Origin of the sequence: Desulfobulbus oralis (assembly GCF_002952055.1) — a bacterium.
In the GTDB taxonomy this organism is placed as follows: Bacteria; Desulfobacterota; Desulfobulbia; order Desulfobulbales; family Desulfobulbaceae; genus Desulfobulbus; species Desulfobulbus oralis.
On record NZ_CP021255.1, the window covers coordinates 2,500,060 to 2,518,819 of the forward strand.

An 18,760-nucleotide genomic window follows, 5' to 3' on the forward strand; every position below is an offset into this window, starting at 1 on the left:
TGCGTCCGGGCAGGTTGCGCACGAAGAGCCTTGCCGAAGTTGGGCGATGAACAGAAAATCCCCATAAAAGGCGAACGCATTCCAGCAGGAAAACTGCGCAGGTCTCCCCGCGCCCGACAGGGTTTCCTGCCTGGTAGGTTCCGCAGCCTGTTTCTTCCGCCCTCCCGCAACTACTTGCTGTCCGTCTCCGTCCAGGAAAGCCGTTTCCAGGTGCCGGGCGCATCGCCGGGCGCGAGCTCCAGCGTAAAGCTGGTTTTTTTGCTGCCTCCGCCCTCGTCGCCAAAATAGTCCCGCAAGGTGCCGGAAAGCACATAGCCCTCGCCCTTGGGCGTGATGCTGTCCAAAACCGCCTCCCTGCCGTTGTCGCCGATGCCGTCCACCACGAAGAAGTAGCCCTCTTCCCGCGCCAAAACGCCTGCGGCCAGGATGCCCCTGGGCACAGCATCTGCGGGCAAGGTGTGCCCGGTGTAGCGCAGGGCGGCCAGTTCCGCAGCCTCGCGGCTCACAAAGACGTTGTAGGGCGTACGGCTCCCGCTCCCTTTATTGGGCGGCTCATCGAAAAGCTGCGCCTGAGGCAGGCCCTGAAAACGTGCCGGAGCTTCGTCCGGACTTTGCACCGCTTCTGGTCCCAGCTTTTTGCCGTTCACCCCCAGGATGATATCCGGCCCGGGCGGCAGCCCCTTTTCCCTGCGCTGCTCCCGGGCAAACTGCAGCCCGGCCTTGGCATCGTAGGCACCCCAAAGCGCGGCGGCCACGATATTTTCCGGCTTCCGAAAATCCGCCTCCACGGCCACGCCCGTGTAGTTCATGGCACTGTGGGTGTCCTGGAGAATCTGCTCCGCCTGGGCACGTTCCAGCACGCCCGCAGCGGAAGGCACGGGCGCTGCCACCAGGGCCAGCAGGGTAAAACTACAAAACAGAGAGCTTGGCAAAAGAAAAAAGGCACGCATACAAAGCTCCAAGGTGAAGAGAGGCTGCCGCCCACCGTCGCGGGTGGTCTGGGATTTGGGCATAGTACCGCCTGCACGTCACAAGGGGCAAAAAAATCGGGCCGGGTTTGTGCATTGGCTGGAAAGCGAGTACCAAAACGCCGCTCTCCGAACGAACCGGGGGCGGCGTTTGTGTTCGGGCGTTCAGGCACGTGCGTCCTTACTTGGCCTTCTGCATGGCCTTTTCAAGCTTCCGGGTCATGTCGGCGTCGTCCTTGAGCGCCGGGGCTAGGGCCTGCAGGCCCGCCTTGCCGCCATGGCTGGCGATCGCTTCCAGTGCATAATCTCGGGCCCGGCCGTTGGCCTGCGGGTCCTTGGCAATTTCAGCCAACGCGGCCACCAGGTCTTTTTCCTTGAATTCCCTGGCCAGCGTTTTCCACTCGGCTTTGGGCTCTTTCATAAGATTGCCGATGACCATCCAGGTCGGGAGATTGCCGGAGCGCGGCGTCTTTTTGAGATAGGCCAGGGTCATCTGCTAGGCCCTGGAGTCAAAGCTGTCAAAGAAGGGGTAATGATACCAGAGTGTGGTCAGGCCTTCGACGCAAGCGCCCAGCAACTCGCCCTGCGACGCGTCGCCGTTTGCGATCATGGCCTCGATCCTGGGCATGACCTGCGGATTATTCGCCCGGGCCCATTGCGTGAACCCGAGCAATAATTTAAGACAGAGCACCCAAGATCTTACAAAAGATCCAGGTCTGCCAGATGCCAGATTGCGACTTGCCCCTGGACCGGGTTTTGGCCCATTCGCATTGCCCTGCTTCAGGAGAAACACCATGCAGAAAAAAATGCTTTTTCTGACCTTTGCCTTGGGCGCTTGCTGTGCCCTGCCGAGCGTGGCGCCCGCAGCCCCGGGGGCAAAAGGCGAAATCGTGAAAACCCTGGAATTTACGGACCAGAACGGCCAAAATTCCGTGGTATTGCGGCTCACCGGGGAATTCGCCCGTCCCGAGGACAGGCCGGAGAGCGACGCGAACCGGGCGGAACACAGCCGGGAGCTCTTTGCCGAATGCTTTGTGGAAAAGGATGGACAACAGAAGCAGGCCTGGCGGGTCTATGATTTTATCCACGGCTGCCCCTTTCAACTGCGCCTGGGCTTTTTCCCGGATCTGGCGGCGGTGACCGACCTGGATCGGGACGGCATCTCCGAGGTCTGGCTGCCCTATTACGGGGCCTGCCAGAGCGACATCACCCCGCCCGGCATGAAGATCATCATGTACGAAGGCGGCCAGAAACACGCTGTCCGGGGCGAGGCCCATCATCCCGAGGTGCCGGACAGCGGCAGGTACCAGGCGGACGCGGCCTTCAAAAAAGCGCCCCAGTCCTTCCGGCGCTACGCGGACGAGTTGTGGCAGAAAATGCTGAAGGCAGAATCCCAATTGGACTACAATACTATGTAATGGAGGCCAGCATGAAAGCGTGCAAGCTATGCAGGAACGCAGTTCTGGCCTGCGCCCTCTGCACATTTGCCCTGCCCGCCACGGCTGCCGAATACCCCGGTCTTGAGGGCGACATCGTGAAGGAACTGCGTTTTCAGGACAAAAGCGGCGAGAATGCGGTGGTACTGACCGAGCGGGAAAAGATCCGGGAGCAGGAAGGCTCCAGCCTGTGGAGCAAGGACATCCGCGCCTACCGCTACCGCCTGCAAGGGGATGCGGCCAGCCAGGCGTGGCAGATTCATGACTATGTTCACGACTGCGAGACGAGCGTGACCGCCGAATTTCTGCAAGACGAGATTGCCATCACCGACCTGGACGACAACGGCCAATCCGAAATCTGGGTGCCCTATCTCATCCGCTGCGCGGGCGATGTGAGCCCGTCCACCATGAAAATCATCATGTACGAGGGCCAAAAGAAGCACGCCCTGCGCGGCAGGAACCTTTTGCCCAGCATGCGGGCTACACCGGCGAGCCGGGCGAAGGCGAATACAGGGCGGACGCGGCCTTTCAGAAGGCCAAGCCGCAAATCCGCAAATTCGGCGATCTGCTTTGGCAACGCGCCCTGAAAGCCAGTTTGCAGGGGCAGCAATAGCCTGACGGGCCTTTCACCAATCCCCGGAGAGGAGCAACACCATGCAGAAGAACAGGTTTTTGCTTGCCTGCACCGCGACCGTGGCCGCGCTGCTTCCCCTGGCCCTGGCCGCGCCCGGCCTCGCGGCTACGGCGCCGCTGATGCTCCTCACCCAGTGCGAGGACGCGGGCGACTACAAGCTCACCATGAGCCTCCAGGCCGAGCGGAGCCTGACGCTGACCGAAGGCACGATTGACTTCGCGCGCAGCACCAATGGCCCGGCATTCAAGGAAGTGCAGCGGAAGAGCCTGAAGATGGGCGAAAGCTACGAGTTCAAGACCGGCATCCCGGAAACCATGCCCCTTGTCCAGATCTGTGCGGACCCGGGCGGGAGCATGAAAAAATGCTGGGAACCCATGTGGAGTCAGGCGGACGACGCGGACGGCTTTCCGACCATGCAGACAGGCTTCGCGCTGGCGACCCCTCTGAAAAAGGACTGGATTTCCGGCTGGCTGGGCCGCTACCAGTGGACGGACAAGGCGGGCAGGCAATACGCCCTGACCCTGCGGCGGGATGCCTGCCGCCCCGGTGCCTGGATGGATGCGGCGGGCGATGACTTTCTGGCCACCTTCCAAGGGGACAGGGATCGGGTGGCAGTCTATCGGGTGGATGTGAACAACGGCCACAAACCCACCGAAAGGCTCTTCACCCTGAAAAGGGAAGGCGGCGAGCTCACGACCGAATGGGCCGGGATGCGGCCCGCTGGCACGGACGAAAGCGGCAGGTTTTTTGCGCCTGCCCGGTGAGAGTGCTCTGGTTTTGGGTGCGCGGACAGGACCAGTCGGCCCCGCGTGCACCCCGTTTGCACCACAAGCGCTGGCAAAAGGAAACCATGAAGGAACGCCATCCAGCGCGAACCATTTTCTGCGCAGGCCTTGCGCTTGCTGCCCTCTTCCTGTCTGCGCCCGCGCTGTTCGCGGACGAGCTGGCTCCTGGCTATGATGCCTGCACGGCAAAAGCTGGAAGCGAAACCGCCGCATTGCAGGAGTGCAACGCCGCTGCCCTGGCCTATTGGGACAGGAAGCTGAACGAGAACTACAAGGCGCTCAAGGCCCTGTGCGGCTACGCCGAGGAGGCGGACAGGGCCAGGTGTCGCGAGGCGCTGGTCAGGGGGCAACGCGCCTGGATCACCTACCGGGATGCCATGAAGACCGTGGTCTATTACCGCAACGGCGGCGGCACCCTGTCCAGTCCGCTGGCAGCCCGCTTCCTGGTGGCAGAGACCAGAAGGCAGGCGGAATTTCTGGGCAATGCTATGCACAACGCAGAAGCCCAATAAGGCAGACGCGCCATTGTGCGGCAGGGCGGGCCGCCATGCCCACGCGAACGCGTATCCGCTGGCGGTTACACATTTTTTCCATTTTTGAAGGAAACAGGTATGGCGTACACAGAAACCACAACAACCGGCTATTTCCAGCGTCTGGGCTCGTCATTTTCCGGCATGGGCCTGGGCATCGTGCTCTTCATCGTCGGTTCCGGGCTCCTGTGGTGGAACGAGGGCAACTTCGTGGCCACCCGGAATGCGCTGAACGAGGCCCAGGGCCTTTCCATGGAGCTGGCCAGCGTGGATCAGGTCGATCCTGCGGCCGACGGCAAGCTGGTGCACGCGGTGGGCAACGCCGTCACCCAGGACCTGCTGATTGACAGCATCTTTGGGGTGAGCGTGCAGGGCATGCAACTGAAACGCAAGGTGGAATTCTACCAGTGGACCGAGAGGTCCAGCACCCAGAAGCGCCAAAAGCTGGGCGGCGGCGAGGAAACGGTCACCACCTACACCTATGAGCAGGCGTGGCAGGCCGAGCCCGTGAATTCCCAGAACTTCAAGGATCCCCAGGCAAGAACGGCCCATGTCAACACCACGGCCCTCACGGTGCAAAACGAGACCTTCAAGGCAACCAACGTCACCTTTGGTGCGTACAGGCTCCCGGATTTTCTCATCAGCAGCATCAGCGGTGCACAGCCCCTCAACGTGCAGTTGACCCAGGAGCAGAAGAACGGCCTGAACCAGCAGATCAGAAACCAGCACGCCGCGGCGGCGCGGCAACAGGGTGGCGGTATGTGGAGCGCAGCCCAGGGCGGATATGGCTACGGCGCTACCGATATGGTGCACGAGCAGGGCAACGTAGTCTATGTGGGCGCAGCCCCGAACGCGCCCCAGATCGGGGACGTGCGTGTAACCTTCACCTATGTGCAGCCCGCCAAGCAGATCAGCGTTCTGGCCCAGGTGAACGGCAACACCTTCCAGCCCTTCAAGAGCAAGAACGGCAAGACGGTGAGCGGCTTGAGCATGGGCGTGAAGAGCATGGACGAAATGTACGAGGCCAAGCACACCAGCAACTCCATGCTGAGCTGGGTTCTGCGCTTTGCGGGTGCGGGCCTGGTCATCGCCGGCCTCAAGGTGCTGTTTGCCCCGCTTTCGGTGCTGGCGAGCGTGGTCCCGATTTTGGGCAGAATCGTGGGCGCGGGCGCGGGCCTGGTGAGTTCGCTGTTGGGCGGCGCCTGGTCGCTTCTGGTGCTCTCCCTGGCCTGGTTGCGTTTCCGGCCCATGATTGGCGGCATTATGCTGGCCATCGCGCTGGTACTGGTGAGCCTGCTCATGCTGCGCGGCAAGGGCAAGGGTGCGGTGCCGCCTCCCGCGCCACCGGCCCAGCCTGCGGCGTGAATGCTGGAACACTGGGCGCGGCCACGACAGGGGGGGTCGGCTCCTTTGGCCCGGAAAACCGGAAAGCAGGTAGGCCGCGTAAGAAAAGGGGTACGGCACAAAACCGGCCTTTGCGCTGGTGGACCAGCACGCGGTCCACTGCATCATTGACACCGTGCGCGCCAATCCCGGCCAGGTGACCATCGCGGCCATCGGCCCCTGTGCTGCCCTGCATCCCAGCGCGGACTGCATCCAACAGCTTTTAAGCGCAGGCGCAAATGCGCACGCCGTGGACGCTTGTGGCCGTACCGCCTTGATGCGGGCCTGGATAGGCCGGACGGCCATGTGGACTTTGTGCTGTTCATCGGCATGACCGATGCGGAACTGCGAACCCTTGCCGATGGCAGACATGACGTTCGGGAGCTGTACGGGAAATACGGCAGCGACCTGACCGACTACCGGAGAAATTTCTTGTGTTGAGAAGAAAATCGAGGGGACGAAAAAGGCAAGGCTCGGGCAGTTCTGCACCCGGAGAAACGCTACCTCGTTGTTCTGTCGGAGTATCTGGCCGAGGGCGGCGATGACAATGCGGTGCTGAGCCAGGGCAAGGCGATTGAGGGCACGGACCCCATTGACACGGATCTTTTGAGCGAATACGTGAAAACACACACGCCGGTCACGGTCACGCCGGGCCGCCTGGTGCTGAAGAACCGGAAGGAGCGGGCCAGACCGGAGCGCTGGCCGTGGACTTGCCCCGGGCCGCAAGGCTCGGGGCGTTTTTTTATCTCGTGCCCATTTTGCCGGATTGGGCGCGAGCCCCTGGGTGGCCTGGGCAAAGAGCGTGTCCATTCACATTGTCCAGGGCTCCAACAGGAGCGCTCTGCCCTCAAAGAAACGGCGGCGAAAGTTGGCGAACTGATAGTCGTCCGCCAGGATCGGCTCCGGGGGATGGACTTTTTGCAGAACTTCGTATTCGTGGGCCGTGAGTTCGACAAGGCTCCGATACCTGTCCGGATGGCCGAGGGCGTTCGGATTGCCGATCCAGACGAAAAAACGGGGGCCATCATCCATTTCCCGATACCCGATGCCGTAAAATTGCCTGTGGCCAGCAAGCGGTCCTGAGCCGCGCCCCGGGCCAGAGCCGGATTGCCGTCCGCCCGGATGACGAGTCCGCCCACGATAATCCAGTACGAAAAGCTATGGCGCGTGAATGCACCATACCCCTTGCCGCGGAAAAAGACGCTCTCGCACTGGATGCTGTCCAAGCGGGCATCAGGACGGATCAGCTCCACGGCGTACTCGCCCTCGTGGTCGCATGATCAGGCCCAGGCTTTGCCGCTTGGGGGCACTGGTATTCGTGATAATCTGCACCGTATTCCGGTTTGCAGCCAAATCCACCTTTTTCGGCAAAAGGCGCAATAATTCCGACACCAGGGCACTGTCGGGCACGTCCAGCAGACAGCGGTGGTCGTGGGCGTCGTCTGCCTGGCAGACGCTTTCCCGGTCAAAAAGAATACGCATGACGGATACCTCCAATGGGACAGGTTATGTCGTGTGTAGGCTAAAGTTGGCAAACCGGGCCAGCCTGCAGGAGAAAAACGCCCGTGAAGGAGCTGCCCGAAATGAACATCCACACACAGTACAGTTTCTCGTTCGCTTGCTGTAAGACGGTTATTGCCCATGGGGCTCAGTCTCCTTCGCTGATTGTGCTCGCAAAATTCATTATGGAGAATAATAACTGCCGTCTATGGGCTTTTTATCTTCTCTCAGCCACTCCTGTTGTATTCAATTGTAAGTGCAAGCTGAAGCAGGAGGCCAAACGCTGCAACAACAAGTACCCCGGCCGGCTGATACACATGGACTGCAGGCGTCTTCCCCTGTTGAAAGGACAAGACAAAATCGGGCCTCGCGAGTATATGTATGTGGCCATCGACAGCTTTAACCAGGAGCTTTACGCTGCTGTTACACTTCTTCTCTCAGGAGTTTGTAAATAACTCTTGCATTTCTTACACCTTACATCTTTACAAAGGAAGAATTCATGCCTTCACCTGCTCTTAGCAGCCCGTTGAAAAAGTCTTCAGGCAAGGCATAATAATGCACAGGCGATCAAATTATGTTGAGGAGGCGTCATGAGTCTTGGCCGGAAGCAGGCAGAGCAGAAGAGCATGTGGCTGATCTATGATCAGCTGCCCCAAAGTCAGGGGCATGTCTTTTACGAGCGGCTGCAGAAGCTCCTGCACCAGAAAGCATTTGACGCCTTCCTCGAAAAGCTCTGTGCACCCTTCTACGCCGAAAAGCTCGGCCGCAGGTCCATCCCGCCTGGCCGTTATTTCCGCATGCTTTTGATCGGCTACTTCGAGGGCATCGATTCCGAGCGCGGCATCTGTTGGCGCTGTGCCGACTCCCTTTCTCTGCGCGAATTCCTCGGGCTCGGCCCCACCGAATCCGTGCCTGATCACTCCTCCCTGTGCCGCATCCGGGGGCGCCTGCCGCTGGAAGTGCATCACGAAATGTTTGTCTTTGTGCTGCGGATTTTGGAGCAAGCCAAGCTGCTGAACGGGAAATATCTGGGCATCGACGCTTCGACCATGGAGGCGAACGCGGCCATGAAAAGCATTGTCCGTCGGGATACGGGCGAGACGTATCAGGAAATGCTGGAACGCCTGGCCGAAGAGAGCGGCATCAGGACGCCGACCAGGGCGGAATTGATCGCCTTTGACCGCAAGCGCCAGGGCAGAAAGACCTCCAACAAGGATTGGCAATCGAGCACCGATGAGGATGCGCGCATAGCCAAACTCAAGGATGGCCGCACCCACATGGCGTACAAGCCCGAGCATGTGGTTGATCTGGAATCCGGGGCCATTGTTTCTGCGGTGATACACCCTGCGGATCGGGGTGATACCACAACGCTTGCCACCACACTTGACGACGCCCAGGCCAAGCTGTGCGCGGTCAGGGACAAGGAAGGAGCGCCCGGCATTGACGAGCCCTTTGCTCTGGTGGCGGACAAGGGCTATCACAGCCGGAACGTGCTGAAGGATTTGCCGGATGCCTGCACAAGCCGGATCAGTGAACCGGCGCACAAGGGGCGATTGCGCTGGAAAGGCGACATGGATGCCCGGGATGCGGTGTACGGGAACCGTGGCCGGCTGAAATCCGAAAAGGGCAAGGCGCTGATGCGGGCGCGGGGCGAGCGGGTGGAGCGCAGCTTTGCCCACTGTCTTGACCGGGGCGGCATGCGGCGGGTGCATCTTCGCGGATTGGCCAATGTGGAGAAGCGCTACATTATTCATGTTGCCGGGTTCAATTTGGGGATCCTGCTGCGGGCCCTGTTTGGTTTTGGCAGCCCCAGGGGCTGGGCCGATGCCCCTGCGGCACTGCTTTTTGCCCGAATCGGCAACCTGAACCTGCTCATATTGGTCTTTGAGCTGCCGAATGCGGCTGATACTCCAGATTGTGTCATGATGGTCATTTCGAGATGGCACAACTGACAGGCGTAGGTACGATGACCTCTTTGCGACACCTTCGGAAAATCAACCTTTCTTCAACGGGTGCTGTGCCTGCTCTCGCTCCTGCGCTGTCCCATGCCGAGGGCTTTGACTTCAGCGAGGACGCGGATGATATTGCCTTGCGGCAGGCAGACGCGGCCAAAGACCTGGAGCAGCCTGTCAAGCAGATGCCATTTTCCCAGTTTGTGGACCAGTGTCAGGCCACATTGCAGAAGGAATTGCAGCAAAAAATCCGCGGGAACGAGGATACCCTGATTGCCCATGCCAAGATCAGGGCCGCCTACATCAACATCGATCAGGCTTGCAATGCCACCCGCTGGGCCAAGGAAGCGAATATTTCCAATGCCAGCGGCGTGCCGGGCCTTGGCCTGTACATAGATCTGTACCAGGGCGTGCTCAAAAAGCCGGAGCGTCTGGCCCGGGCGCTGCACGAAAAGCACTTTTTCTATCACCTGTACCGCTACCGGCAACTGATGCAGTGGTACAACGAGGCGGGCAAGAAGCATGAGACGGGTCTCGAAAATCTGCCGCAGCAGTTTCTGTCCCTGATTTCCACCATATCCAAGGTCAAGGTGCAGAGCCCTGTTGGCCGGGTGGCTCTCCTGAAGGATCTGCCTGTCTGGGGCATATGCGCCGTTGGCACGGCGCAGGAGATCGACCGCACGGCACAACAACTGTCGCGCTACTGCTTACCCAGCAGCGCGGCGCGGGATTTGGGCAGGCACAGCTCTATGGCGCTGGACCACAAGGCCGAGCGGGAGGCTGTGGGGCAGGCGGCGCTGAGCCAGATCGTTGCCCCGCAACACACCATTTCCGCCGAGTGGCAGGATAAAATCGTGCAGGCCAACACGCCCTATACCCGGCAATTTTTAATATGCTGAAAGAGACCCAAGCGACCCTGGCTTTTTCCAGCAGGAGGCCAAGGATTTCAACCGGCTCCACGAGGAGGCCACCAAGCCGGGCAAGCCTTTGGCCGATCTGCTGAACGGCGACCTTTTGCGCAAGTCGCTGGGCAGCGCCATCCCCGGCCACTTTGATGGAAGCCACCAAGGAGAGGCCATCTGTTCCGCCGTGTGCGCCGTTCTGGCCCAGTAGGCAGGCAGGAGCAAAGTCTGGCCCTGGATGCAGCGGGGCCGGAGGACCGGCCCCCATGGCGCCCCAGCGCACGTTGCCCCGACAGGGATCGCGGTCCCTGCCGGGGCAACTCGTTGTGGCGTCTTGCAGGGTGGCTCCTTTGTAGTCGCTCACCTGGCCTGCCGTGAGCGTCGCAAAGGGCATGGTTTTGGAGTTCAGCCCGCCCTTTGTGCGGCCGATGCAGCGGGAAAGAGCCCTTTTTTGAGCAAACTGGCGGCGCTTCGATGCGCCTTGAGGTGGGTCGCATCGATCATCACCTGGCCATCCTGTCCCGCTGTTTTTGCCAATTCGGTAAAAATATTGTTGAAGATGCCCATCCGGCTCCAGCGCAAAAAACGATTGTAGAGCGTTTTATACGGGCCATACTCGCGCGGCGCGTCTTTCCACTGCAGGCCATGCTTGATGACATAAATGATGCCGCTGATGACCTTCCGGTCATCGACCCGCGGAATACCATGAGAACGTGGAAAGAGGGGCTTGATACGTTCGAGTTGTTCGGTAGAAAGGGAGAACAGTTGGCTCATGACGTCCTCCCTGAGCACAACTAACCAGATTTTCTGCTTTTTGGCAATTCATGAGGCTGGGGCCCAGACACAAGATGGTCGGGCATCCATACCGCGACCTGCGGCTGCTATTTCTGCACGGCGACCGACTGCATCCAGGCAAACAGCTCGTCCAAATCGTAATCACCGCTATGTCCCACGCCCCAGGGCAGGGCGTAATCCACGTTTTTGCCGTGTGCCTGCAAGTTGAGCGCGAGCAGTTGGGAGACGGCCAGCGAGGTGTCGCGGTCGTTTTCGCCGGCGCGGATGCGGTAGTGCTGCGTGCCGCCCTGTTTGATGAAATTCATGGCGTTCATGATGCGGACGGTGGCCGCGTCTGCCGTTTGCGCGCCAGATATGGTGCTGTTTTGCGCGCTGAACGCGGTAAAGTGTTTGGCTTGGGTTTGCGCGTCGCCGAACAGGTTGTTCTCACCGGTGGATAAGTCCACGCCGTCAAATGCGGGCGCGGTTTTTTGTCTGCCGACAAATTGGGCGTAGGCAGAAAAATCGGCGGCTTTGACTTTGCCGTTTTCTATTGTCAGCCAGGTTTGGCCGGACAGGTCTTTGCCTTCGCCCAAGGCTTTTTGCGCGGATTGGGCGAGCATGGATTCGATTTGCGCTTTGAAGCTGCCGTTGCCGTTTTTGTCCAGCGTCATCAACACGCCTTGGGCGTTTTTCAGCTTCAGGCTGTTCACATAGGCTGGGAACAGTTTTTTCAGGCCGTCTGAAAGGCGTATCTGCTCGGCGGTTTGCGTGCCGCGAACGGTTTTGCGCTGCACATGGTAGTCCAGCATGGCAATGTCGATTTTTTCGTAGTCGTTCACGCCGTTGAACTGCCATTCGTAGGCGGCATCGGCGTGTTCCAGATTGGTAATCGGGCAATAGGCGGACACGGCGAACACGTCGTCTGTGGCGTTGGCCGCACCCAGTGCGCGCAGATAGGGCGCGTATTCGGGGGCGTTGCCGCTGGTGCCGAGCAGTGCCGACAATGCGCCGCCCGCGCTGGTGCCGTTGCTGATGATTTTGCCGGCATTGCCCGCCATTTGGGCGTCGTTGGCTTTGAGGTAGCGCACGGCGGCTTTCAAATCGACAATGGCGGCGGGCGCACGCCCGTTGGCTTCGGTGCGCCCACGCGCGCCTGCGCTGGCCACCACATAGCCTTGCGACAGGGCGACGGCGATGGCGTTGGGCTTGCCGCTGCCGGGCGAATCGGTTTCAGGCTGTCCTGCTTCGCCCGGCATATAGCCGCCCACGTTGTTCGGAAAGAAAATCGGTGCGGTGTCTTTGGTAAAGCCGTTCACGCTGCCACCTTGGAAATAGGCTTCGGGGATGTACACGTTCATGATTTGGTAGCGCGTGTCGGTAGGCTTCATCACGTAAACGATGTGCTCGAAGGCGCGGTATTGCACGCTCTGCCCGTTCACGTCGATTGTTTTTTGGCTGCCTGCAACTTGGGCAAAGTCGAGGTTTTTCGGCACGGGGTAGCGCGGCAGCTCCGCCTGTTGCGGCAATGCGGCTTGGGCGGACAGGGCTGTGGCCAGCAGCAGGACGGGGATATGTTGGAGTTTCATGTTTTTTCTTTGCGGGAGGGTTGCAAAAGTCCGTTCCAGTGACAGTATCTGGCAGCATCAGCATACGCGGTAGATTCTCATTGTCAAGGAACCGCTCGGTCAGGGTGAGCAGAAGTTCAAAGGGCAGGACGGGATTCTGGTCGAGTTGGCAGTGTCAAATACCAAGCAGCCAGAAGGAGCCGGCCGTGCCCGGCGTCCATCTTACCCTGGCAGAACGCATCGGCACCGGAGTATTTGTAACCTTGGGATGGGTTGCCGGGACATTGCCGGATGCCCTGGCCCGCCGCCACAGCATCATTTCCAGCAAGCAGCGCCAGGGCAGCTCCAAATCCTGCTTCGTACCCGGACTGCTGACTGCCGGACCCGAAAAAGACGGAAGACGCTGCGCCACTACCACTGCATGAGCCGCTCCGATCTGCTTGCCCGAACGGATTGCGGGCCGTCTGCGGCCGCACTATCCAGCAGGTGCAGGTATGCGCATCAGTGGGAGAGCATCTCCTGCTGGATTTACGCTGCCGCACAGCCTGGTGATACCAGCTATCGCCATTTGCGCCGCGCCCGCAGACGCCGCAGGCGGCAAGGCAGGTGCCTGTTTCCCCGGCGTATCGATAAAGCCCGGCGGCCACTGCCTGTTGCCGACAGAACCCGCTTTGGGGACCGGGAGGCGGATATGGTCTGTGCCTCCAGGGCAAGGCGCACTGCTCAGTTGCAAGGAGCGCAAAAGTAGCTTTCTGCTGCCGGCCAGGGTTGAGAACAAGATGCCGCCTCGGGCGAGGCGCTCCTGCCGTGCTTGTGTGAGCTGCCACCGACTCTGCTGCAGACGCTGACCCTTGATAATGACTCGGAAATGGCCGGGTTCGGGGAGCTGGAGCGGGCAGACCTGCGCATGTACTTTTGCAGGCCGCATGCTCCGTGGCAACGGGGCACGAACGAGAATGAGGGTGCCTGCTGCGACAGTTTTTCCAGGAGACATCAGCTTGCACAAAATCACGGGGAAGATGCTCTTCAGGGCAGCTCATCGGCTGAATAGAAGGTCTCACAACTGGTTAAGCTACCAGATTCCCGCTGAAGTCTGGAACCGTGCTCTCACTGCTGCACCTGCATGCTGAATGCATCCACTCCCTGGGCATGCCGAAGCCAGAGCGGGAGCCGCAGCTCAGGGCTTTTTTGTCTCCGGGCTCCTGGCTGGAGCTACTTCAGAGCCGAGTTCCCCGCCCTGCCTGCGCGGTGCGCTTTCTGCCTCGTCCGCTTCGGCCGCCTGGATGAAGTCCTTGAGGGGCATGCCGCCTGGAGTGATGAGATTTGGATGGGAGGTCAACAACTGTTTCCATTCCGCCAGTGCGCCTTGTTTGGCGCCCAGCCCGTTGTACAGCACCACCCCCCTGTTGAAGCGGGCCTGGGGATGATTCGGATCAATGCTGAGCACCTTGTCAAATTCGAGCAGAGCCAGCTCGGGCTTCCCGGCCTGAAAGAAGGCGCTGCCCAGGTCCGTGCGCACATCGTGGTTGTCCGGATCCACCGCGAGGGCGCGAGTGTAGGCGGCGATAGCGTCCTCTGCCTGGCCGTGATCGGAGAAGGCGTTGCCCAGCTCTTCCCAGACTTTTGCATTGTCCGGGTCCTGTTCGGCCCGCTGCTCCAGGGCAACCAGCATTTCCGGCGTAATCACCCCGGGTTGGCGGGGCTTGTCCGTAGTCTGCTGCGCAGGGGCCGGAGCGGGCGCCGCCTTGAAGGCGCTGTAGCCGACACCGCCCACAAAGCCCAGAATACAGGCGGCGCAGACAGCCAGATAAAGCGTTGACCGGGAAACGGAGCCACCCGGACTTTGCATAGAGGGGGGTGGCCTGCTTTCGGCTGTGGATGCAACCGGATTGGGATAATCGTCTGGGGTCTTCGGCATGAAGGGACTCCTGCCTTTGTGTGGGGATAGTGCTGGGCAAGGCATAAGCGCCTGCGCAGAGAGGCACTTCGGGATAGCGGGGTGCCCCGGCAAACCGGGAGGCGGTTTCAGAGTTCCCCGCCTTCGTCGCTCTCCGGTTCTTCACCCTCTCCGCCACCTGCAAATTCGTCATCCGCCTCGTCGACCACCTCGCTTTCCTCCTCGTAGGCCTCTTCGTTATCCTCCTCGTCGGCGTTTTCCACCTGAATTGGGGTAATCAGCCGGGCTTCCGGGAAAATAAACTCGCGGATCTTTTCCACCTCATCGGGGAGCAGAAGATCCTTGGCGCAGATCGGGCAGTTTTTAATGTGCTGGTCAATAAAAAGCATCATGCGGGCCGGCGCCAAGGTTTCATGGATCTTTTGCAGGTACCATTCCTTGATCAGGCGGTTCAGTTGTTCACATTCCATAAAAGGCTCTGCAGAAGGGCGGAAGGACGTACAGGCGCCCGGTTGGGGGTTGGGGATGAGAATCGGGCGGCACTATAATAAAAAGTTGTTTTTCCGGTCAACACCTATTAAACAATCCCCTGTCGGTAAATTTGTCTGTGGCTGACCGGTATCGTGGAAGTGGTCAGGGCACTGGTGGCTCTCCCGGACTTCAAATCCGGTGTGCCGGTTGCAAAACCGGCAGGTGGGTTCGATTCCCATGCACTTCCGCCATGTAACGGCAATCGGACCGCTCCGAGTTCTTCGGAAGGGTCCGACTGCATGGCCAACTGTACCGAATACTTCCCGAATCCCTGAGCAGTGAGGCACAAGCATCAACGCTGAATGAGGCCCAAACCACACTGGCTCATCCTTCGCTATTCCGCCAGGAGCGGCCTCCGGACTGCTGCGCGGACAATGCCGCCCACGGGCCCGCCCGCCCCTTCAGTGGCTGTCCACCTGGGGCCGCTTGCGTTCATTGCGTACCTCGAAAACAAAGGTGGCTGTCTTTTTTTCCGTCAGAAATTCCGTCTTTTGCGCTTCGGATGCCGGGGTCTTGCTGAAGAAGCGAACAAACCAGCGGCCGGCATGGTCTATCGGCACGACGAATTTGCCGTCTCTGGCCCTGGTCTGGGGAATATACATATCCTCCGCTTCGGTGGAAAAACCGCTGTAGGTGGCATCCCAGGTGCCCTCTCCGGTGTAGGGCATCTTGTCGGCGTACACCTGAAAGGCCAGACTGTCGCCCTCTTTCAGAGCGGCCAGGTTGGCGGCAGGCACCAGCTCCAGAGGCAGGCCCACCGGCCCGGGCGCCGGTTCGGAAGCCTTGTCGCTGACAACATAGGTCTTGGCCCACTGGCTGCTGCGCATGCTGGAACGGACCTCCCGGGCCTCGCCGGCAAAGGTGCTCAAGGGCTTGAGCGAGTGGCGTTCGCGCCCTTTTTTGTCCACGTACATGGCGAAATAGCCCGGCGTGGTTTCAGCGGTCAGGATATAGGTGCCGGGCTGCTCGTAGTGCACCAGATAGGAGTGCAGGGAATGTTCGTCCCGTACCTGCACATCGGTGACGCTGCGGTCGGGAGCGATCACCTGCACGTGGGCCAGCTTGTTCCCCTGAATGGCATCGTCCACCGGAAAATGATGCCCGTAGCAGAAGAACAGCGGCGAGGCCTTGCCAGGATTGACCTGCATGCGGCCCGACTGGATGAACAGCGAGTGCGCGCCGGCCTGGGCAACAAACAGCCACGGCGCAGCCAGCAGCAGCAAAGCCCCGCAGAGAATGCCGCGGTGGGATAGGGTTTGTCTTAAGCAATGGGTCATGTTTGTCCTCCGGTGAGCAATGGACGGCTGCAGCTGGGCCCGCCAGCAGGCGGGCCCAGCTCCTCCCTGTTCAGACTGGCTGCGGTGCCGGCAGCCGCGGCCGCAGTTGCCAGGAGCGTACAAAGCCGAGAATCACGGTCAGCAGCACCACGGCGCCGTAGAACAGACCCATCATCTGGATGCCGCTCAGGCCCAGAATACGGCCGCCGGTGAAGAGCAGCACCGCGACAAGAAAGCCCAGACTGGTCGGAAAGAGGATGGAGAAGAGCATCCACTTGTACGAGCCGGTCTGCACCTTGATCATGATGGTGGTGGCCAGGCAGGGCGGGTACATGGCAAAGAAGACCATAATGGCCAGGGCATGCAGGGGTGTGAAGTCGTCTCCCCCGGCCTCTGCGCCCATGCGTTCCTCCAGTTTTTTGTTTTCATCGGCCCCCTGCTGGTACAGGACGCCGATGGTGGCCACGCTGGATTCCCTGGCTGCGAAAGAGGAAAGAATGGCCACATTGATCTTCCAGTTGAAGCCGGCCCACTGGGTGAGGGGCTCGAGCGAGCGGCCGATCATGCCCAGAAGACTGGTTTCGATCTGTCGCTCCTTGATCTGGCGGCGCAGCAGTTCGCGCTGGGACGACAGGTTACGCAGGGCCTTGCTGACCGTCTGCCCGTCCTTGTCGCCCTTTTTGGGCTTGAGCAGGGGAAAGAGCGCCGGATATTTCTGCTCGTAGCGGGCATCCAGGGCCTGGGAGGCGCTCGCGCCGCTGACGTTGAGTTTGGCAGCCTTGTAGGTGCCGTACAGGTTGATCAGATCCAGCAGGGCGGCATCGTCCTGCAACTGCCCGCTGTACTTGGTTTTCTGGATCTTGCCGCGGAAATCGCCCACCGCCTGGTCCATCTGCTTTTGAAAGCCGGCCATCGTGTCCTCGCCTACGCCTGGAAACTGCAGGAGGCTGAAGACGCAGACGGAAACGGCTATCACTATGGTACCGACCTTTTTGATGTACTGCCAGGTGCGCTCTATGGCCCGCTGGCCCACGCCAAACAGGGTCGGCATGTGGTAGCGCGGCAGCTCCATGACAAAGGGGGCGGTTTCCGTGGTTCGCAGGACGGTCGCGGTCAGCAGGCGGGCCACCAGAAGCGCCACGAAGATGGTGATGGTGGACAAAAACAGCATGACCCAGGACTTGTACGGCGCGAAGAAGACGTTGATGATCAGGGTGTAGAAAGGAATCTTGGCCAGACAGTTCATGTAGGGCACGGTCAGAATCGTGGCCATGCGGGAGCGGTGATCCGGAATGCCCTTGGTGGCCATGACGCCGGGAACCGCACAGCCGCCGGCGAAAACACCGCCGAGGATATAGGGCAGGGTCGATTGGCCGTGCAGACCGAAGAGGTGCAGAAGCTTGTCGAGGATGAAGGCTATTCTGGCCATGTAGCCGCTGTCCTCGAGGATAGCGATAAGGGAGAAGAGGATGAGGAAGATTGGAATGTAGTTCAGCAGCGCATTGGCCGAATCCACCATCCACAGTCCCATGGAGCGGATATAGCTGTCCTCCAGCATGCCCGCGTCGGGCAGAATGTCTGCAACCAGTGCCCGGAATTTGGCCAGCACCGGCCACCAGTACTGGGTGAGTTCGTAGCCCTTGACGATGGAGAGCTGGTAGATAAGAAAGACCGTGGCCACCAGAACGATGGGCGCGGCCAGGCGGTTGAGCACCAGACTGTCGATGCGGTCCGACAGGGTCTTGCGGCCCTTGCGGGTTTCCCTGACGTTCGCCTCCACCAGGGCGCAGGCCAGTTTGTTCCGGCAGGAGAACATGTAGTCGGCCACATCCATGCCGGAGTCCCGCTCAAAGTCTTCGCGGGCGCGGCGGGCCTGCTCCAGCAAAGCATGCTGCGCGCCCAGTGTGCCTGCAACCAGCCGCTCGGCCTCCCGGTCACCCTCGATCAGCTTGACGGCGAGCCAGCGCCCCGGGTAGGCCCGGGGGAATTCCGCTCTTTCTACTTGCTGCCGCAGGGCCTCGATTTCCGGTTCCAGCTCGTTGTAGTTGACCTGCAGCGCCCCCTTGCCGTGCTGGCCCACAGTGGCCAGCACAGCGCTCTGCAGCTCCTTTTTGCCCACGCCCTTGCGGCCGATCAGGGGAACGACCCGCACGCCCAACTGAGCTTCGAGGCCAGCGATATCGACCTCGATGCCGTTTTGTCTGGCCACGTCCATCATGTTGCAGCCCAGGACGACCGGCAGGCCCATTTCCATGATCTGGAAGGTGAAGTTGAGGCTGCGCCTCAGGGTGGAAACGTCCACCACGTTGACGATCACGTCGGGGCCGCCGTGCATCAGAAAGTCCCGGGCCACCCGCTCCTCCAGGGAGAAGGAGGTGAGACTGTAGGTGCCGGGCAGGTCAACGACCTCTGCCCTGACCCCCTGAAAGCTGTAGTACCCTGTTTTCTTGTCAACCGTGACGCCGGGATAGTTGGCAATGTGCTGGTTGGCCCCGGTCAGCATGTTGAACACGGTGGACTTGCCCGCATTCTGCTGACCAGCCAGGCCGACGCGCAGATTTTTTTTCGGCTCCTGCACGGGAACCTCTGTTGTTTCGTGTTCGTGAGCAGCGACTGCAACCAT

General features: G+C 60.4%; 18 protein-coding genes, 1 tRNA gene and 2 pseudogenes. 10 read left to right on the forward strand and 11 right to left on the reverse strand.

Translation table 11 applies throughout. The annotated features are described in order from the left end of the window. Window positions 1-170 precede the first annotated feature (170 nt). From CAY53_RS11180 to CAY53_RS13825, 3 genes are all read right to left on the reverse strand, one after another. Window positions 171-950 carry a hypothetical protein gene (locus CAY53_RS11180; protein WP_146106509.1) on the reverse strand — a complete coding sequence of 260 codons (780 nt, stop codon included), beginning with the start codon at window positions 948-950 and terminating at the stop codon, window positions 171-173. A gap of 199 nt (window positions 951-1,149) precedes the next feature. Continuing rightward, the gene (locus tag CAY53_RS11185) at window positions 1,150-1,461 is read right to left on the reverse strand and encodes a hypothetical protein (protein WP_104937163.1); all 312 of its coding nucleotides are present in this window, start codon (window positions 1,459-1,461) and stop codon (window positions 1,150-1,152) included. A gap of 3 nt (window positions 1,462-1,464) precedes the next feature. Then, a complete protein-coding gene (locus CAY53_RS13825) occupies window positions 1,465-1,596 on the reverse strand; it encodes a hypothetical protein (protein ID WP_273111040.1) in 132 nt (43 codons plus the stop codon). A 166-nt stretch (window positions 1,597-1,762) separates the two neighbouring features. On the opposite strand from CAY53_RS13825, the gene CAY53_RS11195 reads away from it, so the two are divergent. The 6 genes from CAY53_RS11195 to CAY53_RS13830 all read left to right on the forward strand — a co-directional run bounded on the left by CAY53_RS11195 (window position 1,763) and on the right by CAY53_RS13830 (window position 6,177). Further along, window positions 1,763-2,386: a M949_RS01915 family surface polysaccharide biosynthesis protein gene (locus tag CAY53_RS11195; protein ID WP_104937165.1), complete on the forward strand. Its 624-nt coding sequence runs from the start codon at window positions 1,763-1,765 to the stop codon at window positions 2,384-2,386. Window positions 2,387-2,397: 11 nt separating this feature from the next. After that, a complete protein-coding gene (locus tag CAY53_RS11200; protein WP_146106510.1) occupies window positions 2,398-2,991 on the forward strand; it encodes a M949_RS01915 family surface polysaccharide biosynthesis protein in 594 nt (197 codons plus the stop codon). Between the two features lie 67 nt (window positions 2,992-3,058). Further along, on the forward strand, window positions 3,059-3,802 hold the full coding sequence (locus CAY53_RS11205; protein ID WP_104937167.1) for a DUF5991 domain-containing protein: 744 nt from the start codon (window positions 3,059-3,061) through the stop codon (window positions 3,800-3,802). Window positions 3,803-3,888: 86 nt separating this feature from the next. After that, window positions 3,889-4,335, forward strand: a complete 447-nt coding sequence (locus CAY53_RS11210; protein WP_181040291.1) for a lysozyme inhibitor LprI family protein — start codon at window positions 3,889-3,891, stop codon at window positions 4,333-4,335. A gap of 99 nt (window positions 4,336-4,434) precedes the next feature. After that, the gene (locus CAY53_RS11215) at window positions 4,435-5,718 is read left to right on the forward strand and encodes a TMEM43 family protein (protein WP_104937169.1); all 1,284 of its coding nucleotides are present in this window, start codon (window positions 4,435-4,437) and stop codon (window positions 5,716-5,718) included. A 324-nt stretch (window positions 5,719-6,042) separates the two neighbouring features. Further along, a complete protein-coding gene (locus tag CAY53_RS13830) occupies window positions 6,043-6,177 on the forward strand; it encodes a hypothetical protein (RefSeq protein WP_281261028.1) in 135 nt (44 codons plus the stop codon). 369 nt (window positions 6,178-6,546) lie between these two features. Here CAY53_RS13830 and CAY53_RS12790 read toward each other — a convergent pair whose 3' ends face one another. Together CAY53_RS12790 and CAY53_RS11230 are read right to left on the reverse strand one after the other, a co-directional pair. Beyond that, window positions 6,547-6,768, reverse strand: a complete 222-nt coding sequence (locus CAY53_RS12790) for a hypothetical protein (protein ID WP_146106512.1) — start codon at window positions 6,766-6,768, stop codon at window positions 6,547-6,549. A 201-nt stretch (window positions 6,769-6,969) separates the two neighbouring features. Then, on the reverse strand, window positions 6,970-7,218 hold the full coding sequence (locus tag CAY53_RS11230; RefSeq protein WP_104937172.1) for a hypothetical protein: 249 nt from the start codon (window positions 7,216-7,218) through the stop codon (window positions 6,970-6,972). 278 nt (window positions 7,219-7,496) lie between these two features. Between CAY53_RS11230 and CAY53_RS14160 the strand changes: the two are divergent. The 3 genes and pseudogenes from CAY53_RS14160 to CAY53_RS11245 form a co-directional block, all read left to right on the forward strand. Then, window positions 7,497-7,661 (forward strand): annotated as a pseudogene (locus CAY53_RS14160) (IS481 family transposase); the annotation flags it as partial. Between the two features lie 165 nt (window positions 7,662-7,826). Next, entirely contained in the window at window positions 7,827-9,188 is a 1,362-nt protein-coding gene (locus CAY53_RS11240) for a transposase (protein WP_219842669.1), read from the forward strand. Between the two features lie 65 nt (window positions 9,189-9,253). Continuing rightward, window positions 9,254-10,087, forward strand: coding sequence for a hypothetical protein (locus CAY53_RS11245; RefSeq protein ID WP_104937174.1), 834 nt, complete (start codon window positions 9,254-9,256; stop codon window positions 10,085-10,087). 346 nt (window positions 10,088-10,433) lie between these two features. On the opposite strand, the pseudogene CAY53_RS11250 reads toward CAY53_RS11245, so the two are convergent. The 4 genes and pseudogenes from CAY53_RS11250 to CAY53_RS11265 form a co-directional block, all read right to left on the reverse strand. After that, a pseudogene (locus tag CAY53_RS11250) lies at window positions 10,434-10,864 on the reverse strand (IS5 family transposase); the annotation flags it as partial. 107 nt (window positions 10,865-10,971) lie between these two features. Then, window positions 10,972-12,453, reverse strand: coding sequence for a subtype B tannase (locus CAY53_RS11255; protein WP_181040292.1), 1,482 nt, complete (start codon window positions 12,451-12,453; stop codon window positions 10,972-10,974). Between the two features lie 1,156 nt (window positions 12,454-13,609). After that, window positions 13,610-14,350 (reverse strand): tetratricopeptide repeat protein, encoded by a 741-nt coding sequence (locus CAY53_RS11260; protein ID WP_181040293.1) that lies wholly within the window; start codon window positions 14,348-14,350, stop codon window positions 13,610-13,612. 107 nt (window positions 14,351-14,457) lie between these two features. Continuing rightward, window positions 14,458-14,799 (reverse strand): hypothetical protein, encoded by a 342-nt coding sequence (locus tag CAY53_RS11265; RefSeq protein WP_104937177.1) that lies wholly within the window; start codon window positions 14,797-14,799, stop codon window positions 14,458-14,460. 155 nt (window positions 14,800-14,954) lie between these two features. Here CAY53_RS11265 and CAY53_RS11270 point away from each other — a divergent pair. Further along, a tRNA-Sec gene (locus CAY53_RS11270) sits at window positions 14,955-15,051 on the forward strand. A 210-nt stretch (window positions 15,052-15,261) separates the two neighbouring features. Here CAY53_RS11270 and CAY53_RS11275 read toward each other — a convergent pair. After that, complete coding sequence (locus tag CAY53_RS11275) at window positions 15,262-16,137, reverse strand: DUF4198 domain-containing protein (protein ID WP_104937178.1); 876 nt, start codon at window positions 16,135-16,137, stop codon at window positions 15,262-15,264. Between the two features lie 70 nt (window positions 16,138-16,207). Continuing rightward, window positions 16,208-18,760: a ferrous iron transport protein B gene (gene feoB, locus CAY53_RS11280; RefSeq protein ID WP_104937179.1), complete on the reverse strand. Its 2,553-nt coding sequence runs from the start codon at window positions 18,758-18,760 to the stop codon at window positions 16,208-16,210.